The organism is Rhodanobacter sp. UC4437_H4, assembly GCF_052978425.1.
Genome location: NZ_CM129673.1, coordinates 1342396 through 1368576, shown reverse-complemented (window position 1 = coordinate 1368576; position 26181 = coordinate 1342396). Strand labels below are relative to the sequence as shown.

Sequence of the window (26181 nt, the reverse complement as noted above, 5' to 3'; positions counted from 1 at the left end):
CATCCCGGCCCGCAACATCCGGATGGCGAAATTTGACGCGTTGTGCACCTTGTTGGGGTGATCGTTCGCCCCGGCGAACTCGCTCGGGCCACCGGGCAGGGGGCTCGCCTGTGGGGTCCACTTCGAGGAGCCGTTGCCATGCCGAGTTCGTGCCTGTCGTTTCCTGCTGCTTTGCGTCTGGCCCGCCGTCACCCGGCGGGCCTGCTTTTGGCGGCCTTGACCTTCGCGCTGACGCCACTGCCTGCCGGCGCCGCGACGCCGCAGGACAGCGCCGGGCCGGCCAGCGCATCGAGCACGCCGCCACCGGCGGATGCGACGAACCCGCGCCTGCCGGTGAAGAACCTGCAGCGCGTCGTCGTCACCGGCATTCGCGGCAGCATCGAGAAATCGCTGCAGGTCAAGCAGCAGTCCAACGAGATCGTGGAGGTCGTCTCGGCCGAGGACATCGGCAAGCTGCCCGACCCGAGCATCGCCGACAGCCTGTCGCGCCTGTCCGGCCTGGCCACCCAGCGCGGGCTGGACGGGCAGGCCAACCAGATCTCGATTCGCGGCCTGTCGCCGGACTTCACCGCCACGCTGTTGAACGGCCATGAACAGGCCTCGACGGGCGAGAACCGCGGCGTGGAATTCAACCAGTATCCGGCCGAGCTGATCAACCAGGTGGTGGTCTACAAGACACCCGATGCCAGCCTGCTGGGCCAGGGGCTGGCCGGCACCGTCGACATGCACACCATCAAGCCGCTGGACTTCGATGGCATGAAGCTGGCCGCGAACCTGCGCGGGCAACGCGGCAGCAACGGCTCGCTCAACCCCGGCTCCGGCGTGGGCGACTGGGGGAACCGCTTCAGCCTGTCCTGGATCGACCAGTTCTTCGACCACACGCTGGGCATCGCGCTCGGCGCGGCGCGCGAGGACGCGCCGATCCAGCAGCGGCAGTACCAGGCGTGGTGGTGGAGCGTGGACAACGGCACGGCCGGCATCGACCAGAACTGGGGCGGGCCGCATACGCCGGGCATGCCCGACAACGTGATCTCGCAGGAAGGCATGCAGTTGCGCGCGCTGTCGCAGGACCAGGTGCGCGACGGCGTGATGGGCGTGCTGGAGTGGGCGCCGAACGACACCTACTACTCGACGCTGAATCTGTTCTACTCCCGCTTCGACAAGCGCTCGTACAAGAACGGCCTGCAGTGGTCCAGCAGCCCGTACGACAACGTGTCCTACGCCAACGTCGGCACCGTGCCGCTGCAGCCCTATCCGCTGGTTACCTCGGGCACGCTCATGGGCATCGCGCCGATCCTGCAGAACGGCTACAACCGCGAGCGGGATTACCTGTTCTCCGCGGACTGGAGCAACCAGATCCATTTCGGCGATGACTGGGTCGTCAGCGGCGACGTGGCCTATTCCTCGGCGCGGGTGAAGCTGCTCGATGCCTACACCTTCACCGGCCTGCCCGGCGGTGCGCTCGGCGACGTGCAGTTCACCACGCCGCGCGATTTCGGTTTCCCCGACTTCCGCACCTCGTTCAACCCCGGTGACCCGGCCAGCCTGGTGTTCACCGACCCGGACAACTACAGCTACAACGGCCGCCAGGAATTCGACCGGCAGAAGGACCACCTGAAATCCGCGCGGCTGGCGATCTCCCATCCGCTGGGCTGGATCTTCTCCAGCGTCGAGGCCGGCATCGCCTGGTCCGACCGCGAGAAGACCAAGCAGGCCGACGTGTTCTTCGCCTACCTCAACGGCAACGGTTCCGACCCCGGCACCTACGACCACGCCTACGGCGTGCCGATCGACCCGGCGGTGCTGCGCGGCAGCACCTCGCTTGGCTATGGCGGCATCGGCCCGATCGTGGACTACGACGTGCTGGCCGCGCTGGAGCGGCAGTTCTACCTTACCCAGCGCAACGGCGCTGGCGACTACGACCGCAACTACACGGTACGCGAGAAAGTGCCGGTGGCCTACCTGAAGTTCAACCTGGACACCACGCTGGGCAGCATTCCCCTGCGCGGCAACGCGGGCGTGCAGGTGGTGCGCACCGAACAATCCTCGCAGGCATTCCAGACCACCGGTGACGACAAGGTCGGCACGCTCACCGGCGGCGCCACGTACACCAAGGTGCTGCCCAGCCTCAACCTGGTGGCCGAGCTGGGCGACAAGCAGTACCTGCGCTTCGGCTTCGCCAAGACGCTGACCCGCGGGCGCATCGACGACGAAAAGGTGGCTTCGTCCGCCTCGGTCTCCGAAGTCCAGAACGGTCCGGGTGCCGGCCAGGTGCGCTGGTCGGGCAGCGGCGGCAACCCGAAGCTGCGCCCGTACATCGCCGTCGGCACCGACCTGGCGTGGGAGAAGTATTTCGACGACGCCACCTATGTCGGCATCGACGTGTTCAACAAGAACATCCTCAATTACATCTACACCCGCACCGTGGCCGATTACGATTTCAGCGGCTACACCAACAACAACCCGCTGCTGACGCCGAGCAGCAATATCGGTACGTTCTCCACCCCGCAGAACGGCACCGGCGGCCGCATGCAGGGCGTCGAGCTGGAAGGGGCGCTGTCCGGGGCGCGGCTGTCGCCGGCACTGGCCGGCTTCGGCGTGCAGGCCAATTTCGCGCTGACCAACAGCACCATCCCCGACAGCACCATCTCGAACATTCCAGGTGGGCCGAAATCGTTGCCGGGCCTGTCGCGCAAGACCGCCAACCTGCAGATCTACTACGAGGCCCACGGTTTCGCGCTGCGGGTGGCCGAGCGCTACCGCTCCAGTTTCACTGGCGAGGCCGTGGCGCTGTTCGACCAGATCGGCTACACGCGCATCCGCGCCAACAAGGAGACCGACCTGCAGGCCAGCTACGAGTTTCCGGACGGACGGCTGAAGGGTTTGTCGCTGCTGCTGCAGGTGTCCAACCTGACCAACGAACCGTTCGAGTCGGAACAGGTCAGCGGCCTGCCCAACGGCGTGGAAGTCGCCCGCCCGCTGGAGTACGACACCTGGGGTCGCACCGTGCTGCTCGGCGTCAACTACGCCTTGTAGCACGGCTCACGCGCCGGCGATCGCCAGATCGCCGTGGCAGGCCTGCAAGGCGCTGAGCGCCGCCAGGCCTGCCGTCTCGGTGCGCAGGATGCGTGGGCCCAGGCGCAGGCCGAGGAAGCCGTGCTGCGCCAGTGCGCGGGTGTCGGCTTCACCCAGGCCACCTTCCGGCCCGATCACCAGCACGCCGCCGGCGGCACCGAAGCGCAGCGCGCCGATCGTCTTCTCGGCGCCCGGCAGCAAGGCCAGTCGCAGCGCGCCATCGTCAGCCAACCCGCCCAGCCATGCCGCCAGCGGCTGGATCGGCGCGATGCGCGGAATGCGTGCGCGGCCGCTCTGCTCGCAGGCGCTGACCGCCACCGACTGCCAATGCGCCAGCCGCTTGGCGGCCCGTTCCGCGTCCAGGCGCACTTCCGATCGTTCGGTCAGCAGCGGCACGATGCCGGTCGCGCCCAGCTCGGTGGCCTTCTGCACGATCAGGTCCATCTTGTCGCCGCGCGCGATGCCCTGGGCGAGCAGCAGCGGCAGTGGCGACTCGTTGTACACGGGGCTGCACGCCGTCACCTGTACCCGCACCGCGCGCTTGTCGATGCTGCCGATGGTGGCCGCGTAGTCGCAGCCGTCGCCGTTGAACAGCACCACCGGCGCGCCTGCGGGCAGCCGCAGCACCCGCGTGGCGTGCTCGGCCGCGTCGGGCGGCAGCACCAGGTCGGCGCCCACGGCAAGCGGCAGGTCGGCGTGGAATCGGATGGTGCGCATGCGTCAGGGCCGCAAAAATCCAAGCATAACGGAGCGCGTGGACGGTGTCGGTCAACCGGCCACGGCGTGCTCGATGCCCTGGATGGCGGTATCCACCAGCAGGTCGATCTCCTGCTCGGTGACCACGTACGGCGGCATGAAATAGACGACATTGCCCAGCGGGCGCAGCAGCACGCCGTGCTGCAGGCCGTGCAGGTAGACGCGCAGGCCGCGCCGCTCGTCCGCGGGGTACGGGCGTCGGCTGGCCTTGTCGGCGACCAGCTCGACGGCCGCGATCATGCCGGTCTGGCGCACGTCGGCGACCTGCGGATGCTCGCGCAGCGGCGCCAGCCGGCGCGCCATGTGCGTGGCCAGCTGCCGGTTGCGTTCCAGTACCGGCTCGTCGCGGAAGATCGCCAGCGTCTCCAGCGCCACCCGGCAGCCCAGCGGATTGCCGGTGTAGCTGTGCGAATGCAGGAAGGCCTTGCCGGCACGGTACTCGGCGTAGAACGCGGCATAGACCTCGTCGGTGGTGAGCACCGCCGACAGCGGCATGAAGCCGGCGGTGAGTCCCTTGGACAGGCACATGAAGTCCGGCGACACGTGGCCCTGCTCGCAGGCGAACAGCGTGCCGGTGCGGCCGAAACCCACCGCGATCTCGTCGGCGATGAAGTGCACCGCGAACTCGTCGCACAAGGCGCGCAGCCCGGTCAGGTAATCCGGGTGATACATGCGCATGCCGCCGGCGCACTGCACCAGCGGCTCGACGATCACCGCGCAGGTTTCGCGGGCGTGGCGTTCCAGCAGCGTGCGCAGCTCGGCGAGCCGGCGCGCCGCTATCTGTGCCGGTGTCTCGCCCGGTTCGCCTTCATAGGTGTCCGGCGAGGGCGCCAGCAGCGGGGTCAGCAGCAGCGGTGCGTAGGTCTTGCGATACAGCGCCACGTCGCTGACCGACAGCGCACCCAGGGTTTCGCCGTGATAGCTGCCGCTGAGCGCGATGAAGCGGGTCTTCTCGCCGTGACCGCGGTTGAGCCAGTAGTGGAAGCTCATCTTCAGCGCCACTTCGATCGCGGACGAGCCGTTGTCGGCGTAGAACACGCGCTCCAGTGCGGGCGGCGTGATACGCACCAGTTCCTCGGCCAGCCGGATCGCCGGTTCGTGGGTGAAACCGGCAAAGATCACCTGTTCCAGCGTGCGGGCCTGGTCGGCCAGTGCGGCGGCAATGCGCGCATTGGCGTGGCCGAACAGGTTGACCCACCACGAGCTGACGCCGTCGAGATAGCGCCGGCCCTCGGCATCGACCAGCCAGGCGCCTTCGCCGCGCACGATCGGCAGCATCGGCACCGCGCCTTCGCCGTGGTCGTGCATCTGCGTGCATGGATGCCAGACGTGCCTGAGATCGCGCTCGGCAAGCGCGGCGTTGTTGTTTGCTGGAATGGTCATCCGGCTATGATCGACGCTGCGCCCGGGATGCTCAAGCGGTGCGCGGGACATTCGGAACTGGACGCTTGATTCGACTTCGAAAAATTCTCGTCGCCCTGGCGGTGCTCGCGGCAGTCGTGCTGGTGCTGGCGTGGTTTCTGCCGGCGCGCTGGGTGATGCCGTGGGTCGAGCCGCAGTTGCACGGGCTGCGGCTGCAGCAGGTGCAAGGCACGGTTTGGAACGGTGCTGCCGGTAACGTCTTGGATGCCGATGGGCGACGGTTGGGACAGGTGCGCTGGCAGTTGTCGCGCCGCGCGCTGCTCGGCCGGCTGCAGATGCAGCTGGCCTTCGACGGACCGCAGGCGGATTTCTCCGGAACCGTGCGGCGCACAGCGCAGGGGCGCGTCGAGGGCGAAGGCTGGCGGCTGCATGCCGATCTCGCCGCGACGGATGTTCCGCTTCCGGTCGACTGGGGCGCGCCGCTGGGCGAGCTGCAACTGACGGTCGATCATGTACTGCTGCAAGGCGGCTGGCCGCTGCAGTTGCAGGCGCAGGGCCGGTGGCAGCGGGCCGCCGTGCACACGACCGAAGGCGAGCTGGCGCTGGGTGAATTGCAGGGAAGCGCGCAGGCGCAGGGCGGCGTGATCCACGCGCAATGGCACGATCAGGGCGACGGGCCGCTGCAGGTGCGCGGCGAATTGCAGCTGAGCCCGCTGGGCTGGCGTCTGGACAGCACGCTGCGCGCCCGCCATGGCGATCCGGCGTTGCAGCGCTGGCTGGCCCGGCTCGGGCCGGTCGCGCCGGACGGCAGCGTGCACATCCGGCAGGCCGGTGGCCTGGCCGCCAACCCTCCATCGAACCGCCAGGACGCCACGCTGCCATGAACCCCGAGACTACCGCCGTCGCGCTGGCCGCGGCACGCGAGGCTGCCGCCGCCGCCGCCGAAATCATCACGCACTACTGGCGTCGCGGCGTCGAGGTGGAGCTGAAGGCCGATGCCACGCCGGTGACGGTGGCCGATCGCGAGGCCGAGCAGGCGATTCGCCGCGTGCTGCAGGCCGCGCTGCCGCAGGCGGCGATCTACGGCGAGGAGTTTGGCCTGCAGGGCGAACGAGACGCTTTGCTGTGGCTGGTCGATCCGCTCGATGGCACCAAGAGCTTCGTGCGCCGCACGCCGTTCTTTTCCACCCAGATCGCGTTGATGGACCGCCACGAACTGGTGCTGGGCGTATCCAGTGCGCCGATCTACGGCGAGACGATGTGGGCCAGCGCCGGCGGCGGCGCCTGGTTCGAGGGCGAACGCGTGCGCGTGGCGGACACCACCGACATGGCGCAGGCGGCGATCTCGACCGGCAACATCAGGACGCTCGCCGGCGATGCCCGCTGGGCGGCGCTGGGCGGGCTGATCCGTGACAGCAACCGCATCCGCGGCTACGGCGATTTCTGCCACTACCACCTGCTGGCGCGCGGCAGCCTGGACCTGGTGATCGAGTCGGACGTGAACATCCTCGACATCGCCGCGCTCGCGGTGATCGTGCGCGAAGCGGGCGGTGTGTTCACCGATCTCGACGGCGCCCCGCCGACGCTGGATACCACCAGTGTGCTGGCCGGCACGCCGGCGCTCCACGCGCAGGCCTTGCAACGCCTGCGGCGCTGAGGCGCAAAGGTTAGAATCGCCGGATGCGCAAACTGCCGATCATCCACGCCATCCGCGACGTCACCGACAGCCGATTCCTGCAGGTCGAGCAGCTGGACCTGGAATTCTCCAACGGCGTGCGGCGCACCTACGAACGACTCAAGGGCAGCGGCCTGGGCGCCGTGATCATCGTGCCGATGCTCGATGACGAGACCGTGCTGCTGGTGCGCGAGTACGGCGGCGGCGTCGGTCGCTACGAGCTGGGCCTGCCCAAGGGCCGGCTCGACCAGGACGAAACCGCCGAGCAGGGCGCCGAACGCGAGATGAAGGAAGAAATCGGCTACGGTGCGCGCAAGCTGAAGATCCTGCACAACCTGTCGCTGTCGCCGTCGTACATGACGCACATGGCGCACGTGGTGCTGGCGCAGGATCTGTATCCGGAGAAACTCGCCGGCGACGAACCGGAGGAACTCGAAGTGGTGCCGTGGAAGATGTCCGAGCTGCACACCCTGCTCGGTCGCGACGACGTCACCGAGGGGCGCTCGATCGCTGCGTTGTTCATGGCCCGCGAATACCTCGCCGGGCGCTTCCAGAGGACCTGAGCTTGCCCCCCGAATTGGCACGGCAGGTGGGCGCGATTGCCCGCGCGGCGGCGGCGGCGATCCTGCAGGTGTACCACGGCGACTTCGCCGTGCAGACCAAGGGCGACGACTCGCCGTTGACCGCCGCCGATCTCGCCGCGCAGCGGGTGATCGTGGCCGGCCTGGCCACGCTGCAGGAGCAACTGCCGGTGCTGTCGGAAGAGGCCAAGGCCCTGCCCTGGTCCGAGCGCCGGCACTGGACGCGCTACTGGCTGGTCGACCCGCTCGACGGCACCCGCGAGTTCGTCAAGCGCAATGGCGAGTTCACCGTCAACATCGCGCTCATCGACGACCACCGCAGCGTGCTGGGCGTGGTGCTGGCCCCGGTCACCGGCGAGCTGTACGCCGCCGCTCAGGGCCAGGGTGCGTGGCTGCAGGAGCGCGAGGGTGGCCCGTGGCGGCGCATCCGCACGCGGCCGCTGGGCGATCCGCCGCGGGTGGTCGGCAGCCGTTCGCATGGCGGCGCGCAGGGTGGGCTGCTCGAACAATTGATCGGCAACGACTACGACCATGTGCCGCTCGGCTCCTCGCTGAAGTTCTGCCTGATCGCGCGCGGCGAGGCGGACATCTACCTGCGCCTTGGCCTCACCAGCGAATGGGACACGGCCGCGGCGCAATGCGTGCTGGACGAAGCCGGGGGCGCGGTGCTCGATCTCGCCGGCCGACCGTTCCGCTACAACCGCGGCGAGTCCCTGTTGAATCCGGAGTTCGTCGCAGTCGGCGACCTCTCGATCGACTGGACCGCGCGACTGACCAGGAGCGAGGAGTGAGTGAAGAGGAGTGAGAGATGAGAGGGGGTCGTCCTCCGCCCGCTCCACCCGCGCACGCTCCTGCTTTCTCTCACTTCTCATTCCTCTCCACTTTATGACCCGACACAGTCTCGACGACCTCCTCGCCATCATGGCGCGCCTGCGCGATCCGCAGCATGGCTGCCCGTGGGACGTGCGGCAGGATTTTTCCTCGATCGCCGCCTACACGATCGAAGAGGCGTACGAGGTCGCCGATGCGATCGACCGGCGCGACTGGACCGATCTGTGCGACGAACTCGGCGACCTGCTGCTGCAGGTGGTGTTCCACGCGCAGATGGCCGCCGAGCAGGGCCTGTTCGAATTCGCCGACGTCGCCCACGCCATCAGCGCGAAGATGCTGCGCCGCCATCCGCACGTGTTCGGCGACACGCGTTACGCCGACCTGACCGAGCAGATGCAGGCGTGGGAGCAGATCAAGTCCGCCGAGCGCGTGGCGAAGGGCCGGACCGCCGATGACAGCGCGCTGGCCGGCGTCTCCACCGGGCTGCCGGAGTGGAAACGCGCCCACAAGTTGCAGCAGCGCGCTGCCGCCACCGGTTTCGAGTGGCCCGGCCCGCAGCCGGTGCTGGAGAAGCTGGCCGAGGAAGTGGAGGAGGTGCGCGTCGAGTTTACCCACGGGGCCGACCCGGCGCGCCTCGAGGACGAGATCGGCGACGTGCTGTTCGTGATGGTGAACCTCGCACGCCATGCCGGCGTCGATTTCTCGCAGGCGCTGCGGCATGCCAACGCGAAGTTCGAACGACGCTTCCGCCGCATGGAGCAACTGGCTGCGGCCGATGGCGCGGCGTTTGCCGGGCGCACGCTGGAGGAGCAGGAACAGTTGTGGCGGCGCGCCAAGCAGGACGAGGCCGGCCACTGACAGACGCGGCGGCCGTGGCCGCCGCGTCATCCCGTTTTTGCTGTCGCGACTACTTCGCTGGAGCTGTCGCGTCGCTGGCGGCGCGCGGCTGCCATGCCGCACGCATCTTCTCGCGCTCGGCGCGCATCTTCGCCTCGTTGGCCAGGTTTTCGTCCAGCCCCTTGCGCAGCGTGGCGATCGCCTGGTCGACATTGGTCGGCTGTGCCTGCAGGCGGGCCAGTCGCTGGTAGACGTAGTCGCGCACGCGCGGGTCCTGCGACTTGGCCAGCACGTCGTTGTAGACCGCCGCCATGTCCTTGCTGCGGCCGGCCTGCTGGTACAGCCGTTCCAGCGCGCGCAGGTCGCCGATCACGCCGCTGCGCTGGTGGTGCATGTGATGGCCCGCCATGCCGTGGTCGCGGTCGCCGGGAAGGATGCGTGCCTGCTTGGTGACGACCATGTGCGGATTGGCGGGCGACGCCGGCGCGTTCTGGGCCATCGCGAACGTGGCCGACCCGGCCAGCAGGGCGACGAGGGCGGAGGCGAGGAGGGTCTTGCGTTGCATGGGCTGTCTCCGTGGGTAGTGGGATGATCAACGCGCCGGCCGCGCAGGAGTTGACTGCGGTGTTCAGACTGCTGTCATCCTTGCAACCCTTTTGCGATCCGCTGCATCCAAGCCTGACCGACTACCGAGGAGAGTCCCATGCGCCGTCTTTTCATCGCCGCCATGCTGTGTGCCCCGTTCGCCGCGTTTGCCGCCGGATCGTGCGAGTTCGAGGCCCCGCGCAACCTGCAACTGGACCTGGCTGGCGTCCGCAGCGTGCAGATCGACGTCAACAGCCACGACCTGCACCTGATCGGCGGCGCCGACACCAGGGGCCTGACCCTGGTCGGACGCGCCTGTGCGTCGAAGAAAGCCGCGCTGGACAAGCTCACGGTCACCCAGCGACGCGACGGCGACCAGCTGTTGATCGACATCGGCGGCGACCACCAGGGTTTCAATTTCAACCTGTTCGGCGGCAACGTCAGCATGAGCCTGGACGTCACCGTGAACCTGCCGGCGAACGTGCCGGTCACCGTGCGCGTGGGCTCCGGCGACGCCGACGTGCGCGGCGTGCAGGAGCTGCGCAGCACGGTCGGTTCCGGCGACCTGCACGTGCGCCAGATCGCCGGCAAGTTCGCCACCAGCGTGGGCTCGGGCGATGTCGACGCCAGCGATGTCGGCAGCCTGCAGCTGGGTTCGGTGAGCTCGGGTGATTTCAAGATCGATGGCGTCAAGGGCGACGCCAGCATCGGCAGCATCGGTTCGGGCGACGTCACGCTGCGCAACGTCGGCGGCAGCGTGCACGCTGACACGCTGGGCTCCGGCGACCTCACCGTGCACGATGTCGGCGGCGATCTCACGCTCGGCGCCAAGGGCAGCGGCGATGTCGACCACTCCGGCATCAAGGGCAAGGTCAGCGTGCCGCACGACGACGATTGATTCCGCCACAAGCCGGCATCCCGTAGGGCGGGCACTGCCCGCCGCTCTTGATCGCGTGCATCACCGAAAGGCATGGCGGGCAGTGCCCGCCCTACGAAGCTGGAGCGAACAACATCGGGCACTTCGGTGCGTCTACGGCTGAATTCCGCGCCAGACCAGATACACCAACGGCGCGCACACCAGCAGGAACGGGATCGACACCCGGTGCAACTGCCGCAGGGCCTGCGGCTGCCGGGCCAGGCGCAGGGCGATCAGGTTGGCCAGCGAACCGATCGCCACGCCGAAGCCGCCCACATTGACCGCCACCGCCAGCGCGATGGCATCCGGCGCTCGCTCGAGCAGCAGCACGGTCGCCGGCACGTTGCTGATCAGCTGCGCGGCGACAATGCCGCTGGCGAACAGCACCATCGGTTGATCGAGATGGAGCCCGTCGAGCACGCGCTGCATCAGCGGCAGCTCGGCGAAGTGGCCGAGGCCGAGGAAGATCGCGGCGAAGGTGAGCAGCAACAGCCAGTCGATCCGCACCAGCGAGGCGCGGGCCAGCGCCCCGAACAGCACCAGCAGCGCCACGGCGCCCAGCGGCGCCAGATCGTATTCCATCGCCACCACCATGCCGACCAGCGCAATCATCGACCACGCGCCGAGGCGGCCCGAGTGCACCGCGCCGTCGATGTGCCGGGGGCTCAATGCCACCCGATCGCGCGGCAGCCAGTACCAGGTGAACGCCGCCACCAGTGCCAGCATGACGGCCGCGGCCGGCAGCATCGCCAGCGCGAAATCGAAGAACGACAGCCGCGAGTGCTGCCACAACAGCAGGTTCTGCGGGTTGCCGATCGGGCTGAGCGTGGAGCCGGCGTTCACCGCCAGCGCCTCCAGCACCACCATGCGCAGCACCGGCAGGTTGGAGATCGCGCCGATGGACACGGTCAGCGGCACGATCAGGAACAGGCTCACGTCGTTGGTCAGCACCATCGAGAGCAGCGCGCTGGCGGCCACCAGCAACAGCCCCAGGCCGCGCAGCGAGTGCGCCCGCGCCAGCGAAGCGGCCGCTGCGTGCTGCACCAGGCCGCTGTCGCGGATGCCCTGGATCGCGATCAGCAGGCCGGTCAGGCCGGCCAGCGTGGGCAGTTGCAGCCAGTGCCGATAATCGTCGACCGGACGCGGATCGAGCAGCGCCAGCAACAGCACCAGCGCGGCGAACACCAGCAGCAGCCATTCGTGCTGCAGGCGTTTGCGCCAGCCGGTGGCGGGTGACGACGCGGCAGGTTCCACGCGCGCTCAGCCCTCGCGCAGCAGGCGCATAGGTGGCGTGCGGCTGACCCGGCGCGTGCCGGCCAGCCCCAGCAGCATCACCACCAGCGCGGCGGCGGCGGCGCTGGCGACCAGCGGCCACGCCGGCGGCACGAAGCCCTCGATGTGGAACACCGCCCGACCCAGCCACCAGCCGCCGCCGGCGGCACCCAGCGCGGCGGTCAGGCCGGCGACCAGGCCCAGCATGGCGAATTCGCAGGCGGCGGCCACGCGCAGCTGTGCACGGCGCGCGCCCAGCGTGCGCAGCAGCGCGGCCTCGTGGCGCCGCTCGGCCGCGCTGGCGGCCAGCGCCGCGGCCAGCACCAGGATGCCGGCCAGCAGGCTGAAGCCGAGGATCCAGCGCACCGCGCTGCCCACGCGGTCGATGATCTCGCGCACCCGATCGAGCAGCGAGTCGACGTCGACCAGGCTGAGGTTGCCGTATTCGCGCGACAGTTGCGCCAGTTCCGCCGCGTGTCCGGACGACAGGTGGAAGCTGGCCAGCCAGGTGTGCGGCAGCTCGCTGGCGTGGGCCGGGTCGAGCAGCAGGAAGAAGTTGACCCGGAACGAGCTCCAGTCGACCTTGCGGATGCTGCCCACCCGCGCCTCCAGGCTGCCTTCGCCGACGTCGAAGCGCATCGTGTCGCCGAGCTTCAGGCCGAACATGTCGCGCCACATGGTGTCGATCGACACCTCGGGCCGATCCGGCGCAGCCCCATGCCAGTGGCCGGCCACCACCTCGTTCGCCGGCGGCAGCGCGGCGGACCACGACAGCCGCAGCTGGCGATCGGTCCACTCCTTCGCGCGCGGGTCGGCGAACTGCAACTGGTCGATGGCGTGGCCATTGATCGCGGTGAGCTTGCCCACCGCCAGCGGCAGCATGTTGAGCTGGTCGGCGCCGATCCGCGCCAGCGATTGCGAAAAGCCGGCGCGCTGGTCGCTTTGCAGGTTCAGGGCGAACCAGTTGGGCGTATCCGCCGGCAATTCCTGGCGCCAGCCTTGCAGCAACGCCGGTGCCACCACCGCAAGCAGCAACAACGCGCACAGACCCAGGCTGAGCGCGGTCGCCTGGATCACGCTCAGCGCCGGTCGTCGCGCCAGCGCGGCCAGGCCCAGCCGCAACGCCGGATGCGCGCCCGGCGCAATGCGCCGGGCCAGCCACAGCAGCGCGCCGGCCAGCAGCGCCGCGAGCACGCTCACGCCGAGCAGGCTGCCGGCGAGGATACCGGCCAGCTGCAGCGAGCCGCTCTGGCCCCAGATCAGGCCCAGCGCCACCAGCGCGGGGATCAGGTACAGCGCGTCGAAGCGCCGCACGCGCCGCGACAGACTCTGCCGGAACACTGCCACCGGCGGCACTTCGGCCAGCCGTGCCAGCGGCGGCAGCGCGAAGCCCACCAGCACCGCGATGCCCATGGCCGCGGCAGCGAATGCCGGCGCCAGCGGCAAGACCGTGGGCACGTTGCCGAACAGCTGACTGGCCAGCAACCACGCCAGCTGCGCCATTCCCAATGCCAGCGCGACGCCCAGTGCCGCCGCCGGCACGGCGAGCGCACCCAGGGTGCCCAGCAGCAGGCCGAGCACGCGCCGACGCGAGGTGCCCAGCGCGCGCAGCAAGGCCACTTCGGCAGTCTTGCGCCGCGCGTAGCGCTGGGCGGAAAGGGCGATCGCGATGCCGGCGAGCAGGGCCGACAGCAGCGCAGTCAGCCGCAGGAATGAACCGGCGCGGTCGAACGCACTGCGCATGCGCTCCCGGGTCTGCTCCGGCGTAATCAGTTGCGCACCCGAGGGCAGCGCGGTCGTCTCGGCCCAGTCGCGCCAGGCGCGCACCGCATCCGGCGAGCCGGCCAGCAACAGCCGATGGCGCGCGCGGCTGCCGCGCCCGAGCAAGCCGGCCTGCTCGGCATCGGCCAGGCTCATCAGCGCGCGCGGCGCCAGCGCGAGCAATTCGCCGCCGTCGGGCTGGCGCAGCAGTTCGGCGCCGATGGTGAGCGTGCGCCCGCCCAGTTGCAGGCGGTCGCCCACCGCGAGGCCCAGCGCGACCAGCGCGCGATGATCCAGATAGACCTCGCCGGCGACCGGCGCGCGGCTCGGCGGCAGCGCATGGCCGTTGCGATCGCGCAGCTCCAGCGTGCCGCGCAGCGGATAGTGCGCATCCACTGCCTGCACGTCGAGCAGTTGGGTGCGTTCGTGGGCGAACGCCACGCTGGGAAAGCCGGCGGTGCGCGTCAGCTGCAGGCCGTCCTGGCGTGCCTTGTCGGCGAAGGCGGCAGGCAGGGCCTGCGGCGCGGATACGCCGATGTCCCCGCCGATCAACTCCGCGGCGCTGGCCAGCATGCCACGCTCGATCCGGCTCGCCAGCGTGGCGACCACGCCCAGCGCCACCACCGCCAGCACCAGCGAGGCGGCCAGCGTGCGCAGTTCAGGCAGGTGCCATTCGCGACGCAGGCTGCGCAGCGACAAGCGCAGCAGGCTCATGCCGGCACGCCCGCGTCGGTCGACGCCACGCGCCCTTCCTCCAGCTCGATGCGGCGATCGCAGCGCGCGGCCAGGCCGGCGTCGTGGGTGACCAGCACCAGGGTGGTGCGGTGGTCGCGGTTGAGCGCGAACAGCAGGTCGCAGATGTGGTGGCCGGTGCGCTGGTCGAGGTTGCCGGTGGGCTCGTCGGCGAACAGCACGCGCGGGCCGTGCACGAAGGCGCGGGCGATCGCCACGCGTTGCTGCTCGCCGCCGGAAAGCTGCGCGGGGTAGTGCCGCCGCCGCGCGCTCAGGCCCACCGCCTCGAGCGCCTCCCGCGCACGGCTGCGCGCCGCGCTGCTGCCCTCCAGTTCCAGCGGCAGCATCACGTTCTCCTCGGCAGTGAGCGCCGGCAGCAGGTGGAACGACTGGAACACGAAGCCGACCAGTCGCCGCCGCAGTTCGGCGCGGGCTTCCTCGTCCAGCTGCTCCAGCGCGTGGCCGTCGAGGGAGATGCTGCCGCGGTCGGGCGTGTCCAGCCCGGCCAGCAGGCCGAGCAGGGTGGTCTTGCCCGAGCCGGAAGCGCCCACGATGGCGAAGCTCTCGCCGGGCATCACGCGCAGGTCCACGCCGTCGAGGATGTCGAGCCGCCCCTCGGGGCCGTTGACCGACTTGCTAACATCACGGGCTTCGAGGACGGGACGGGAAGAATCATTCATGCGGCGCTGCCTGTGGTTGCTGGTTCTGCTCTGCGGTTTCGGCGTCGCCCACGCGGCGGCGCCGAAGACCGTCCTGGTGCTGGGCGACTCGCTGTCCGCCGCGCACAACATTCCGGTCGAAGCCGGCTGGGTGCATCTGCTGGATGTCCGTCTGGGCAAGATGGTGCCGAAGTGGCGTGCGGTCAATGCCAGCATCAGCGGCGAAACCTCGCTGAGCGGCCGACACCGCTTGCCCGCCTTGCTGCAGACCTACCAGCCGGCGGTGCTGGTGATCGAACTGGGCGCCAATGACGGCCTGCGCGGGTTGCCGCTGCCGGCCTTGCGCGACAACCTGACGGCGATGATCGAGCTGGCGCAAAAGCACAAGACACGCGTGCTGCTGCTGGGCATCGAGCTGCCGGTGAACTACGGCCCGCAGTACCGCGACGGCTTGCGTGCGATCTACGCCGACCTGGCGCGCCAGCGGAAGGTCGCGCTGCTGCCGTTCCTGCTCGACGGCGTCGCGCTGGACCCCGGCCTCATGCAGGCCGACGGCCTGCACCCGGTGGCCGCCGCCGAGCCGCGCGTGCTGGAAAACGTGTGGAAGGTGCTGCAACCGCTGCTGCAAGCGCCCAACGTCCACTGAACGGCGCCGCGGCCAGTTCACGCCGTCGTCACCGTGGCTCCGGGTATACCTTCACAAATGTGAAACCGGACCACAGCGAGGCAAGACATGACGACTCATGACGAGCAAGCGGGCCTGATCCTGCTGGTTGAAGACAACCGCCAGATCGCCGAGATGGTGGGCGAGTTCCTTGAAATGCGGGGTTATTCCGTCGATTACGCGGCCGACGGCGTGAGCGGGTTGCACTTGGCCGTATCCAACAGTTACGACGTGATCGTGCTGGACCTGATGCTGCCCGGGCTGGACGGCCTGGAGCTGTGCCGCAAACTGCGCAAGGAGGCGAAGAAGTCCACGCCCGTGCTGATGCTCACCGCGCGCGACACGCTGGAAGACAAGCTGGTCGGCCTGGAGGCCGGCGCCGACGACTACCTGGTCAAGCCGTTCGAGGTGCGCGAACTGGTGGCGCGCCTGCGCGCGCTGATCCGCCGCGACCGCCGCCAGGTATCCACCGAAGTGCTCACCGTGGGCGACATGACGCTGGACACCGCCACGCTGCGGCTGACCCGCGAGGGCCAGGATCTGGTGGTGTCGCCGATCGGCCTGAAACTGCTCGCGATCCTGATGCGCGAATCGCCACGCGTGGTCAGCCGGCGCGACATCGAGCGCGAGATCTGGGGCGACACGCTGCCCGATTCGGACACGCTGCGCTCGCACCTGTACAACTTGCGCCGCGTCATCGACAAACCCTTCGCACGACCTTTGCTACATACCATCCATTCCGCTGGCTACCGGCTGGCCGACCTGGAATCGGAAATGGCGTCGGCGCAGCAACCTGCGTGATGGCGAGGCGGCGAGGGCAATGAACAGCAGGGTGTCGAACGCGATCACATTCCGCACGGGAGCCTTCAAGCGACGCATCGCCTGGGTGTTCGGCCTGCAGTTCGTGGCCCTGCTGATCATCGGCGCGATGGGCATTTTCAACGTCGCGCCGTGGGAAGCGGTGATCGTGCTGATCCTCATCACCACCGTGCTGGCGTGCCTGGCCGCCCAGCACGAGTGGGTGCAGATCCGCTCGCTGGCGCGATTGATGGCCGGCTGGAACGATGCCCGGCCCGACCCGGAAGCGTTCCACCCGCAACGCCTGTCACGCCGCACGGATGCGGACGTGGCGTCGCTGGCGCGCGGCCTGCACGGCTTCGCCACGCGCATCGCCGGTTACGGTCAGCGCGAGCGCAACTTCACCCGCGACGCCAGCCACGAACTGCGCAGTCCGCTGACGGTGATCCGCATGTCGGTCGACATGCTGGTCGACGAGCAGGGCCTGAGCGATTTCGGCTCGCGCTCGGTGCGCCGGATCAAGCGTGCCTCGCGCGAACTGGAAATGCTGGTCGAGGCGCTGCTGGTGCTCGCACGCGACGCCGGCACGCCGGTGGATACCGAGCGCTTCGTGGTGAACGACGTGCTGCAGGGCGAACTTCAGGCCGCGCGCGAAATGCTCTGCGGCCGGCCGATCGAGTTGCGCCTGGAACAGCCGGCGACCTTTGCGCTGGACAGCTCGCCACGGGTGTTCTCGGTGCTGTGCTGGCAGCTTCTGCGCAATGCCTGCCAGCAGGCCGAGCGCGGCAGCGTGGTGGTCAGCGTCGAACCCGGCATGGTAAGCGTGCGCAACCTCGCCCCGGCGAAAGGCGCTGGCGATGCCGATGCCGTTGCCGATGCGGGCGCGCCCGGTGCCGATCGGCACGGATTCGAGCTGGCGATCGCGCGGCAGATCAGCGACCGCTTCGGCTGGCCGCTGGAGCTGCAGACGCATGCAGGAGGCGAAAGCATCGCGCGCATCCGTTTTCCCGACGCCCTGCCGGCCGACGCCACGTCGCGACCCGCTCCGTAGGGCGGGCACTGCCCGCCGGTTCTTTCGGTTCCGGAGCAAAACGGCGGACAGTGCCCGCCCTACCATCAATCAGCCCGCTTGCAGCGCCGGCGCCACGGCGAACGCGCAGCCGGTCTTCGCCTTCACGTCGCCCAGGCTCACGCCGTCGTTGAGCTCGATCAGGGTCAGGCCCTTGCCCTTCTCCACCGAGAACACGCACAGGTCGGTGATGACGAGGTCCACGCATTCCTTGCCGGTGATCGGCAACTCGCATTGCTGCTTGATCTTCGGCGAGCCGTCCTTCGCGCAGTGCTCCATCAACACCACCACGCGGCGCACGCCGCTGACCAGGTCCATCGCGCCGCCCGGGCCCTTGACCATCTTGCCGGGTACCATCCAGTTGGCGAGATCGCCGGTGGCGGAGACTTCCATGCCGCCGAGGATCGACAGGTCGATGTGGCCGCCGCGGATCATCGCGAAGGAATCGGCGCTGGAGAAGAACGCTGAGCCGGGCAGGGTGGTGATGGTCTGCTTGCCGGCGTTGATCAGGTCGGGGTCGACCTGATCCTCGGTGGGGAACGGGCCGATGCCGAGCAGGCCGTTCTCCGACTGCAGCACCACGTTCACGCCGGCCGGGATGTGGTTGGCCACGAGGGTGGGGATGCCGATGCCGAGGTTCACGTAGTAACCGTCGCGCAATTCCTTCGCGGCGCGCTGTGCCATCGCGGTGCGCGTCGGGTTTTCCTTGCCGGTGTTGGCGCCGGCGAGGGTGCGGATCTCGATGCGCTTCTCGTACTTCTCGCCCTGCACGATGCGGTCGACGTAGATGCCCGGCACGTGGATGTTGTTCGGGTCCAGCTCGCCCACCGGCACCAGGTGCTCCACCTCGGCCACGCAGACCTTGCCGCAGGTGGCGATCATCGGGTTGAAGTTGCGCGCCGTCTCGCGGAACACCAGGTTGCCCATCGCGTCGCCCTTCCACGCCTTGACGATGGACAGGTCGGCGGTGATGGATTCCTCCAGCACGTACTCCTTGCCGTTGAATACCTTGGTCTCCTTGCCCTCGGCCAGCTTGGTGCCGAACGCGGTGCGCGTGTAGAAGCCGGGGATGCCGGCGCCGCCGGCGCGCAGCTTCTCGGCCAGCGTGCCCTGCGGCGTCAGGTGCAGCTCCAGTTCGCCGGCCAGCGTCTGCCGCTCGAACTCCTTGTTCTCGCCCACGTACGAGGCGTACACGCGCTTGACCTGGTGGGTCTTGAGCAGCGGGCCCATGCCGAAATCGTCCACGCCGGCGTTGTTGCCCACGATGGTCAGGTCCCTGGTGCCCGCCTGCAGCAGGCCGCCGATCAGGTTCTCGGGGATGCCGCACAGGCCGAAACCGCCGGCGGCGATCGTCATGCCGTCGAACAACACGCCCTCAAGGGCTTTCGTCGCGCTCGGGTAAACCTTGTCCATTGCCGTGCCTTCCTCATGGAGAGTCAGCTGCCAAGGATACGACGGAATCGCGCCGGCCGGCCTTGTACCAAGGTCGCAGACAGGCAGACACATGGCTTGACGCGAACAATTACGCATGTAAACATGGATTCACTTACACGCGTAAACGGTGACTCATGGCGATCAGCGAAGCCGAAGCGGTGGTGATGGACGTGCTCTGGCGCGAGGCCCCGCGCACGGCCGAGGAGATCCTGGCCGAGGTCGGGCCCGCGCAGGGCTGGCAGGAGGGCACGGTGAAGTCCCTGCTCAACCGCCTGCTGAAGAAAAAGGCCGTGCAGGCCGAACGCGACGGCCGCCGCTACCTCTACACGCCGCTGCTGGCGCGCGAGCAATACGTGCAGCAGGAGAGCAAGGGCCTGCTCGATCGCCTGTTCGGCGGCCGCGTGGCACCCTTGGTGGCGCACTTCTCCGAGCAGCGCAAGCTGTCGAAGAAGGACATCGCCGAACTGCGCAAACTGCTGAAGGAGCTCGACGATGAGCAGCATTGATGCGCTGGTGACCGCATGGACCGCCCGCGGCTGGCTGGCACTGCTGGCATTCACCGCTGCCGTGCTGGTCGTCGCCGCCGTGCGCAGGCCCTGCCGCCGTCTGTTCGGCACCGGACTCGCGTTCCAGCTGTGGCTGTTGCCGCCGCTGGCGGTGCTGGCTAGCCAACTGCCGCATGCGGCAGTTGCTCCGGTCGTGGTGTGGTCGCCGGTGATATCCGCAATCACCTCGGCCGCCGCGTTGCCGGTACAAGCCGCCGGGTCGGCTGTCATCGACTGGCGCACATGGGTCGTGCTGGCATGGCTGCTTGGTAGCGTGCTAAGTCTGCTGCTGGCGGCGCTCGCGCAATCGCGTTACCGCGCGCGGTTGCGTGGTGCCACCCGTATCGTTGACGAGCACTCGCACTGGCCGATGCTGCGCGCGCCCGGCTCGGATATCGGCCCCGCCCTGGTCGGTGCCTGGCGCAGTCGCATCGTGCTTCCGGCCGATTTCGAATGCCGTTACGACGCCACCGAACAGATGCTGATCCTTGCCCACGAAATCACCCACGCGCGCCGCCGTGATGGCTGGTGGTGCCTGCTGGCGCAGTTTGTGGTTGCAATGTTCTGGTTCCACCCATTGGCTTGGTGGGCGATCGCGGCATTGCGCCATGACCAGGAACTGGCTTGCGACGCCGCGGTGCTGCGTGAACACGGCACGCGGCGACACAGCTATGCGAATGCGATGTTGAAGACCCAGTCGGCCGTGTTCGCATTGCCAGTGGGTTGCCCTTGGTCACCACGTCATCCCATCACGGAGCGTATCGCCATGTTGAAAATGCAACAGCCTGATCTTTTCCGCCGGCGTGCCGGTGGCGTTCTCCTCGCCGTTCTCGCCATCGGCGTGGCCGGTGCCGTCTACGCCTCGACACCTTCGCCACAGGCAAATGTCGGCGGCGGCATCAGTGATCGCTACACGCTGAAGATCGACGTCGCCATGGCAGGCCATTCCGACTCGATGCATTTCATCCGCTGCCTGAAGCCGGGCGAATACGCCGAGCTGAGCGGAACCGACGCCAGCAAGCTGTCGTGGCAGGGCCGTTTCGCGGTGTCGCCGGAGGCCAGCGGTCAACTGGAAATCAGTGCGGAGGTCGATACCCGTTTTGATCGCGGTGGCGGCAATGTGCGAACGCAGTCGGCCAAGCCGATCGTGCGGACCATGCCTGGCCAGCAGGCGAGCATCGTGTTCGGCCAGGTCGTTGACGGTGGCCCCCAGCAAAGTGGGAAGCTCGAAGACAACACCATCAACATCGCGCTCACGCCAAGCATGGGCTGCGATGGTGAATCGCTGTCTTCTGCCGCGGCCCAGCCAGGCACGATCAGTCTGAAGCTCAAGAATGTTTCCGCGCGGGCTGCCGCTGAATATGTCGCGGCCAAAGTAGGGTTTGTACTGGTCGATCCGGAGGTGCTGGATGAGCGCCAGATGACTTTTGATTACGCCGAGATATCGGCTGAGGCAGCCCTCCATATGATCGGAATGATCGAAGGCAAGCAGGCAGTGATTGAGGGCAAGCAGGTGCGTTTCGTGGATAAGTGACCGAGCAAGCTGGCTATACTCATCCGATCACTATTTCGGAGAGCGTCGTGAAGCCGCGTCATCTGCTTGTTGCCCTTGCCACCCTCGGAATCACCGCCATGAGCCATGCCGCCGTTTCGCCCGTGCTGGTCATCCATGGCGGCGCTGGCGTGGTCGTGCGTGACATGACGCCGGCGAAGGAGCACGCCGTGCGTGCGGCGATGACCCAGGCGCTGCAGCAGGGTCATGCCCGGCTCAAGGCCGGCGACAGCGCGCTGGACGCGGTGACTGCGGCGATCACCGTGCTGGAGGACGATCCGAACTTCAACGCGGGCAAGGGCGCGGTGTTCACCCATGACGGGAGAAACGAGCTCGACGCGGCGATCATGGATGGCGACACCTTGCGTGCCGGCGCGGTGGCCGGAGTCGAGCACGTGAAGAATCCGATCCTGCTGGCGCGCGCGGTGATGGAGCATTCGCCGCACGTGATGCTGTCCGGCGCCGGTGCCGAAGAGTTCGCGAAGGAGCAGGGCATCACCCTGGTCGATGCCGCGTATTTCCGCACCGATGCGCGCTGGCAGCAATTGCAGCGGGCGCTGAAGGAGGATGCAGCAAAGCAGCCGCATGCGGACGTCGAGACGGCCAAACACTTCGGCACGGTGGGTGCGGTGGCGCTGGACGCGCGCGGCCACCTGGCCGCCGGCACCTCCACCGGCGGCATGACCGACAAGCGCTGGGGCCGCATCGGCGATTCGCCGATCATCGGCGCCGGCACCTACGCCAACGAGAGCTGCGCGGTCTCCGGCACGGGCTGGGGCGAGTTCTACATCCGTGCCGTCGCGGCACATTCGATCTGCATGAAAGTGACCCAGATGCGCGTGCCGCTGAAACGCGCCGCCGCCGAGGTGATCAACCAGCAGATCCCGTCGATGGGCGGCAACGGCGGCGCCATCGCGCTGGACGCGGAGGGCCACATCGCGATCCCGTTCAACACCGACGGCATGTATCGTGGCTGGATCGGCGCCGACGGCGTGCCGCACGTGGCGATCTACGGCGACGAAGACGACGGCACCACGGAAATCCCGGAGCCGGCCCCGGCCGACAGCGACGAACAACCCTGACGTCCCGCGAAACCTTCACGCGTAGTAGGGCGGGCACTGCCCGCCGTTCCTGGCCACGGTGCACGGAAGAGCCGGCGGGCAGTGCCCGCCCTACCGGATCCTGCGCAATTGCGCGGGAGTGAGCTCGCCGCTGATGCCGAGGCGGCTGCCATCGGCGCGGATCAGTTCGGTGCGCGGCGTCTCGCCACCCCACTGCGGATTGAGCAGGAAATTGAGATGCTCGGGCGAGGCTTCGGCGTATGCGCGGGCCGGATAGGCGTTCATATGCATCGTCGTCAGCCGCGCGGTGATCTGCGCGTGCAGCGCGTAGCGGTCGGTGGCCACGGTCACGAGCTGGTAGCGATCAGGCTGCGCCTCCACCACTTTGGCCAGGGTCTGCATGTTGGCTTCACAGTAGGCGCAATCGAGCGCCCAGATCGCAATGATGCGGGTGCCGTGCGCCGGCGGCTTGAGCAGCGCCGGGATATCGCTGGCAGCCAGCGGTTGCAGCATGGGCGTTTGCGCCAGTGCGGGTATGGCGAGAGTGAGCAGGGCGAGAAAAATCCAGCGGCGCATCAGTGTGCCTCCGTGTCGATGAGCCTGAAGCCGTCCGCGGTGTTCCACGCCGCATAGGCATGGGCGCCGCGCAACAGGAGTTGCGGCGAGCCGGCGGCACGGGTCGAGGTGGCGATGTTGCGCGGCGCGGCAAAATGCACTCCGCCGTCGTCGGAGCGGCGCAGCATCAGCGCGTAGCCCTGTGCATCCACCTGGTTCCACGCCAGCCACACGGTATTGCCGTGCACGGCAACATCGGCATGGCTCGCGCCAGGCCCGCCGATTCTCAGCAGGTGTTTCGGCGCGTGGCCAGGATCGAGCTGGCCGTACCAGATGGTTGGCCCGCCCTTGGCCTCGTACCACACGGCGTGGCGCACGCCATGCGCGTCGATCGCCAGGCCCGGTCCGTGGTCGGGGCAGGCGGCAACCTGCCATTGGTTGAAGGTGGCGCGCTGCGTGTGTGCCGGGTGGCTTCCGGCCGGAAGCACGGCATACGCGTGGTCACGGATGTTTTCACCGTAGATGCCGCGGAAAAACGTGGCTATGCCGCCATCCGGCAGTTGCGCCAACGTGGTGCGGCAGCACTCGCAACTGTGATCCATCAGTTTGCGTTCGGGTGCAAAGCTGCGGCCGCCGTCGGTCGATCGCGTGTAGTAAAGCGCGAAGCCTGCATACGGCTTGCCGGCAGCTTTTGCCGCGACGCTGTCGCGGCCGTCGATCCACGCCGACACGACATCGCCGTTGCCGGCCACCGCGAGCGAGTCGAAGCCGCGGGTAGCCAGCGCGGTGTCGTGGTTCACCGTGATCGGCGCAGCAAACGTCTTGCCACCATCACTGGAACGTGCGAAGCGCACGTCGCCGACCCAGCCCGCCGCGGGTTTTTCCGTCCACTGCACGTACACCTCGCCGGCCGGCCCAAAGACGATCTTCGGCCGGTTTTCGCCGGTGGCGTAGACCGCTTCCGGCTTGGCATTCACCACCACTGGTGTGCCGAGCGGCGTGCCGGGATCGGCCGCATGCTGCAGCACCACGTGCTCACCGCGGGCGCTGACCAGCCACAGTCTGCCGTGAGCATCGAACGCGGCGCTGGCGCCGAGCGCGGACCCACTGCCCATGTCCATCTTCATGTCATGGGCACTGGCGGCAAGCGGCGGGAGGCCACTGCACCCCAGCAAGAACGCCCAGCTCAGGGCGTGTGCGCGATGTAATCCCGACATGGTCATCTCCGATTGGCCTCGCTCAATAGTGGTAGCGTGCGCCGACATACAGTGAGCGTGGCGCGCCGGGGTTCAACACGGCGTCGTCGGCGGTGACGCGGTTGAACACGCTGAGGCTGGTGGCGTAGCGGCGATTGGCGAGGTTGTCGGCTTCGGCATAAAGCCCCCATGAATCGTGCCGCCAGCCGCCACGCAGCCCGAACAGGGCGTAGCTGCCGACGCGGTAGCTGTTGGCGAAATCGGCGTAACGCGTGCCGATGGCGTCGAACGTGGGGCCGAGGTAATAACCGCCCGGGGTGTGCCAGATCAGCTCCGCATGCAGCGTGTAGCGCGGGGCCGAAGGCAGGCGATGGTTGCCGTAGTGCGGGTCGTGGCGAAACGCGAAGTCGTTCCAGCTTGCGCTGACCAGCGGGTCGAGATGATTGCCGTTGGCGAACGGCAGGCTGGCGCCGGCCTGGGCTTCGATGCCGGCGTGCACGGTGTGCGGAATGTTGGTGGTGAGGTTGATGCCGGGCGCGTTCGGGTTGTCCACCGAGAACACCTCGTTGCGCAGGTGCTCGACGTAGCCGGAGAGGTTCCAGTGCCAGCGCGTGGTGGCGGCCTTGGCGCTAGCGCCGCGTACGCCGAGCTCGTAACTCTCGCCACGGGTTGCCTTGAGGCTCGCGGTCGGGCCGATATCCATGCGCGCGTTGTCGAGATCGAAGGTGTTGGGCGATTGGTACAACTGGCTTACGCTGGCGTAGATCTCGGTCTGCGGCGTGAGCTGGCGGATCAATCCGATGCGCGGATTGAGTGCGCGAAAGCGGTTCGACTGGTCGCGCGGAGTGCGGTTGCCGGCATCGAAGTTGTCGATCTGGCGATCGACCAGGCGCGTGGAGGTACCCTGCACGCCGTACACCAAAGTCCATGCCGGGGCAAACTGCCAGCGGTCGAGGGCAAACAGATTGGCGCCGGTGGTGTGCTTGTTCACCAGTGCCTGCAGCTTGCCGCGGGTACCGACGAGGTTGGCGTAGTTGCCGCCACGGTTCGTGGTTTCCACCAGGTTTGTGCCGAACACGAAATCGTGGTTGCCGGCGTTCAGGTGGTAACGCAGCATGCCGCCGGTGGTGCGCTGGGTGGTGTTGATGAGCAGGCTGAAGACATCGATCAGTGGCGCATCCGGTGCCGGGCCGCTCGGCACGTAGATGTCGACGATGGGGTGATACAGCCGTTGCGCTTCGTTCGATACGCCGAATTCGAGCGAACTGTTGTCAGTGAGGTTCCAGATGCCCTTGAGCGCGAGGCGCGCGGTGGTGACGTTCACCTGGTGGTTGCCCATGGCGTACGCCGGGTTGGCTTGCCACGGGTCGGCATGGAACTGCTCGCGGGTGAGCGCCCCCGCCAGCTGTTGGCGATTGTTGATGTACGTGGCATACGCGCGCAGTTCGAGGTTCTCCGTGGCTTGCCAGCCGCCGTTGGCGTACACGCTGTCGCGGTTCTGCTGGCTCTGGCGGCGATAGCCGTCGTAGTGCTTGGCGTCCACGGTGAACATGCCGTCGTAATCGCCAGCGACGCCGCCCGCGGTCAGCGTGGCTTCGCCATTGCCGTGGCTGCCGCCGGTGAGCGACACCACGCGCGGGTCGCTGTTGAGCGCGGTGCGGGAAATGACGTCGATCGCACCGCCCAGCGTGCTGGCACCATACGTCAGTGCGTTCGCGCCGCTGGCGACCACGATGCTGCTGGCCACGTTCGGGTCGAGCATGCGGTTGTGATTGTTGCCGTCGGCGGCGGAGACCGGCAAGCCGTCCTGAAACAGCGCTACGCCGGCGTTGTCGTAAGCCAGCGAGTTGAGGTTGGAGCCGCGAACAGACAGTGTGAGGTTGTCGCCGCCAGCGTTGCTGTCGGCCATCACGCCCGGCACGTAACGCAACGCATCGCCAAGATTGTTGACCGTGCGACCGTGCAGGCTGGCGCCGCTGGTGGTGTAGATGCTGCCGGGCGTCTTGCGGATGCCGGCGTGCGGGTCGTCGCCGCTGGTGCCGATCACATACACCGCACCCAGGGTCACTGCCGAGTGCGCATGGGCGTGGTCGGTGGCAGCTTGCGGCGCCGGGCTGTCGGCAGGGGTGGTTTCGGCACTGGCAACGGGCAGCAGCGCGGCGAGCGCAATGGCGATGGCAAGTCGCGACGCACGCGGCGTCGCGCGAAAAAACTTCGACATGGGAAACTCCGAAAAAGTTGGCGCGCGCAACCGGAGTTGCACGC

General features: G+C 68.2%; 23 protein-coding genes. 13 read left to right on the top strand and 10 right to left on the bottom strand.

The window, feature by feature from the left end:
- The first annotated feature begins 138 nt into the window (after window positions 1-138).
- The gene (locus ACVCL3_RS06505) at window positions 139-3036 is read left to right on the top strand and encodes a TonB-dependent receptor (protein WP_447099421.1); all 2898 of its coding nucleotides are present in this window, start codon (window positions 139-141) and stop codon (window positions 3034-3036) included.
- 6 nt (window positions 3037-3042) lie between these two features.
- Here ACVCL3_RS06505 and ACVCL3_RS06500 read toward each other — a convergent pair whose 3' ends face one another.
- The gene (locus ACVCL3_RS06500; protein ID WP_447100758.1) at window positions 3043-3792 is read right to left on the bottom strand and encodes a 16S rRNA (uracil(1498)-N(3))-methyltransferase; all 750 of its coding nucleotides are present in this window, start codon (window positions 3790-3792) and stop codon (window positions 3043-3045) included.
- Window positions 3793-3843: 51 nt separating this feature from the next.
- Window positions 3844-5214 (bottom strand): adenosylmethionine--8-amino-7-oxononanoate transaminase, encoded by a 1371-nt coding sequence (locus tag ACVCL3_RS06495; RefSeq protein ID WP_447100757.1) that lies wholly within the window; start codon window positions 5212-5214, stop codon window positions 3844-3846.
- Between the two features lie 65 nt (window positions 5215-5279).
- Here ACVCL3_RS06495 and ACVCL3_RS06490 point away from each other — a divergent pair, with 65 nt between their 5' ends.
- The 5 genes from ACVCL3_RS06490 to mazG all read left to right on the top strand — a co-directional run bounded on the left by ACVCL3_RS06490 (window position 5280) and on the right by mazG (window position 9138).
- Window positions 5280-6077, top strand: coding sequence for a type II secretion system protein N (locus ACVCL3_RS06490; protein ID WP_395117027.1), 798 nt, complete (start codon window positions 5280-5282; stop codon window positions 6075-6077).
- Window positions 6074-6850, top strand: coding sequence for an inositol monophosphatase family protein (locus ACVCL3_RS06485; protein ID WP_395117029.1), 777 nt, complete (start codon window positions 6074-6076; stop codon window positions 6848-6850). Before ACVCL3_RS06490 ends, ACVCL3_RS06485 begins: the two co-directional genes overlap by 4 nt.
- Before the next feature lie 23 nt (window positions 6851-6873).
- Window positions 6874-7431 (top strand): ADP compounds hydrolase NudE, encoded by a 558-nt coding sequence (nudE, locus tag ACVCL3_RS06480; protein ID WP_395117031.1) that lies wholly within the window; start codon window positions 6874-6876, stop codon window positions 7429-7431.
- 2 nt (window positions 7432-7433) lie between these two features.
- Entirely contained in the window at window positions 7434-8240 is an 807-nt protein-coding gene (gene cysQ / locus ACVCL3_RS06475) for a 3'(2'),5'-bisphosphate nucleotidase CysQ (RefSeq protein WP_447100756.1), read from the top strand.
- Between the two features lie 94 nt (window positions 8241-8334).
- Window positions 8335-9138, top strand: coding sequence for a nucleoside triphosphate pyrophosphohydrolase (gene mazG, locus ACVCL3_RS06470; RefSeq protein WP_447100755.1), 804 nt, complete (start codon window positions 8335-8337; stop codon window positions 9136-9138).
- Window positions 9139-9187: 49 nt separating this feature from the next.
- Here the strand turns inward: mazG and ACVCL3_RS06465 are convergent, their stop codons facing one another.
- The gene (locus ACVCL3_RS06465; protein WP_395117037.1) at window positions 9188-9682 is read right to left on the bottom strand and encodes a hypothetical protein; all 495 of its coding nucleotides are present in this window, start codon (window positions 9680-9682) and stop codon (window positions 9188-9190) included.
- Window positions 9683-9820: 138 nt separating this feature from the next.
- Here ACVCL3_RS06465 and ACVCL3_RS06460 point away from each other — a divergent pair, with 138 nt between their 5' ends.
- Window positions 9821-10600, top strand: coding sequence for a DUF4097 family beta strand repeat-containing protein (locus ACVCL3_RS06460; protein ID WP_447100754.1), 780 nt, complete (start codon window positions 9821-9823; stop codon window positions 10598-10600).
- A 132-nt stretch (window positions 10601-10732) separates the two neighbouring features.
- On the opposite strand, the gene ACVCL3_RS06455 is transcribed toward ACVCL3_RS06460, so the two are convergent.
- Genes ACVCL3_RS06455 through ACVCL3_RS06445 form a run of 3 tightly spaced genes read right to left on the bottom strand, consistent with a single transcriptional unit; the run spans window position 10733 to window position 15063 of the window.
- Window positions 10733-11872 carry an SLC13 family permease gene (locus ACVCL3_RS06455; RefSeq protein ID WP_447100753.1) on the bottom strand — a complete coding sequence of 380 codons (1140 nt, stop codon included), beginning with the start codon at window positions 11870-11872 and terminating at the stop codon, window positions 10733-10735.
- A gap of 6 nt (window positions 11873-11878) precedes the next feature.
- Window positions 11879-14365 (bottom strand): ABC transporter permease, encoded by a 2487-nt coding sequence (locus ACVCL3_RS06450; protein ID WP_447100752.1) that lies wholly within the window; start codon window positions 14363-14365, stop codon window positions 11879-11881.
- The gene (locus tag ACVCL3_RS06445) at window positions 14362-15063 is read right to left on the bottom strand and encodes an ABC transporter ATP-binding protein (RefSeq protein WP_447099413.1); all 702 of its coding nucleotides are present in this window, start codon (window positions 15061-15063) and stop codon (window positions 14362-14364) included. Before ACVCL3_RS06445 ends, ACVCL3_RS06450 begins: the two co-directional genes overlap by 4 nt.
- On the opposite strand from ACVCL3_RS06445, the gene ACVCL3_RS06440 reads away from it, so the two are divergent.
- The 3 genes from ACVCL3_RS06440 to ACVCL3_RS06430 all read left to right on the top strand — a co-directional run bounded on the left by ACVCL3_RS06440 (window position 15062) and on the right by ACVCL3_RS06430 (window position 17555).
- On the top strand, window positions 15062-15688 hold the full coding sequence (locus ACVCL3_RS06440) for an arylesterase (RefSeq protein WP_395117046.1): 627 nt from the start codon (window positions 15062-15064) through the stop codon (window positions 15686-15688). The genes ACVCL3_RS06445 and ACVCL3_RS06440 overlap by 2 nt on opposite strands.
- Window positions 15689-15775: 87 nt before the next feature.
- Complete coding sequence (locus tag ACVCL3_RS06435) at window positions 15776-16507, top strand: response regulator transcription factor (RefSeq protein ID WP_395117047.1); 732 nt, start codon at window positions 15776-15778, stop codon at window positions 16505-16507.
- Window positions 16508-16526: 19 nt separating this feature from the next.
- Window positions 16527-17555 (top strand): sensor histidine kinase, encoded by a 1029-nt coding sequence (locus ACVCL3_RS06430; protein ID WP_447100751.1) that lies wholly within the window; start codon window positions 16527-16529, stop codon window positions 17553-17555.
- Window positions 17556-17624: 69 nt separating this feature from the next.
- On the opposite strand, the gene ACVCL3_RS06425 is transcribed toward ACVCL3_RS06430, so the two are convergent.
- Complete coding sequence (locus tag ACVCL3_RS06425) at window positions 17625-18986, bottom strand: 3-oxoacid CoA-transferase subunit B (RefSeq protein WP_447099411.1); 1362 nt, start codon at window positions 18984-18986, stop codon at window positions 17625-17627.
- A 155-nt stretch (window positions 18987-19141) separates the two neighbouring features.
- Between ACVCL3_RS06425 and ACVCL3_RS06420 the strand changes: the two genes are divergently transcribed.
- Genes ACVCL3_RS06420 through ACVCL3_RS06410 form a run of 3 tightly spaced genes read left to right on the top strand, consistent with a single transcriptional unit; the run spans window position 19142 to window position 22186 of the window.
- A complete protein-coding gene (locus ACVCL3_RS06420; RefSeq protein ID WP_447099410.1) occupies window positions 19142-19513 on the top strand; it encodes a BlaI/MecI/CopY family transcriptional regulator in 372 nt (123 codons plus the stop codon).
- Window positions 19500-21086: a M56 family metallopeptidase gene (locus tag ACVCL3_RS06415; RefSeq protein ID WP_447100750.1), complete on the top strand. Its 1587-nt coding sequence runs from the start codon at window positions 19500-19502 to the stop codon at window positions 21084-21086. Before ACVCL3_RS06420 ends, ACVCL3_RS06415 begins: the two co-directional genes overlap by 14 nt.
- 47 nt (window positions 21087-21133) lie before the next feature.
- Window positions 21134-22186: an isoaspartyl peptidase/L-asparaginase family protein gene (locus ACVCL3_RS06410; protein WP_447100749.1), complete on the top strand. Its 1053-nt coding sequence runs from the start codon at window positions 21134-21136 to the stop codon at window positions 22184-22186.
- A gap of 90 nt (window positions 22187-22276) precedes the next feature.
- On the opposite strand, the gene ACVCL3_RS06405 is transcribed toward ACVCL3_RS06410, so the two are convergent.
- The 3 genes from ACVCL3_RS06405 to ACVCL3_RS06395 form a co-directional block, all read right to left on the bottom strand.
- The gene (locus ACVCL3_RS06405; RefSeq protein ID WP_447107248.1) at window positions 22277-22678 is read right to left on the bottom strand and encodes a hypothetical protein; all 402 of its coding nucleotides are present in this window, start codon (window positions 22676-22678) and stop codon (window positions 22277-22279) included.
- Between the two features lie 62 nt (window positions 22679-22740).
- Complete coding sequence (locus ACVCL3_RS06400) at window positions 22741-23943, bottom strand: sialidase family protein (RefSeq protein ID WP_447100747.1); 1203 nt, start codon at window positions 23941-23943, stop codon at window positions 22741-22743.
- A gap of 16 nt (window positions 23944-23959) precedes the next feature.
- Window positions 23960-26137 (bottom strand): TonB-dependent receptor family protein, encoded by a 2178-nt coding sequence (locus ACVCL3_RS06395; RefSeq protein WP_447100746.1) that lies wholly within the window; start codon window positions 26135-26137, stop codon window positions 23960-23962.
- Between the last annotated feature and the right edge of the window lie 44 nt (window positions 26138-26181).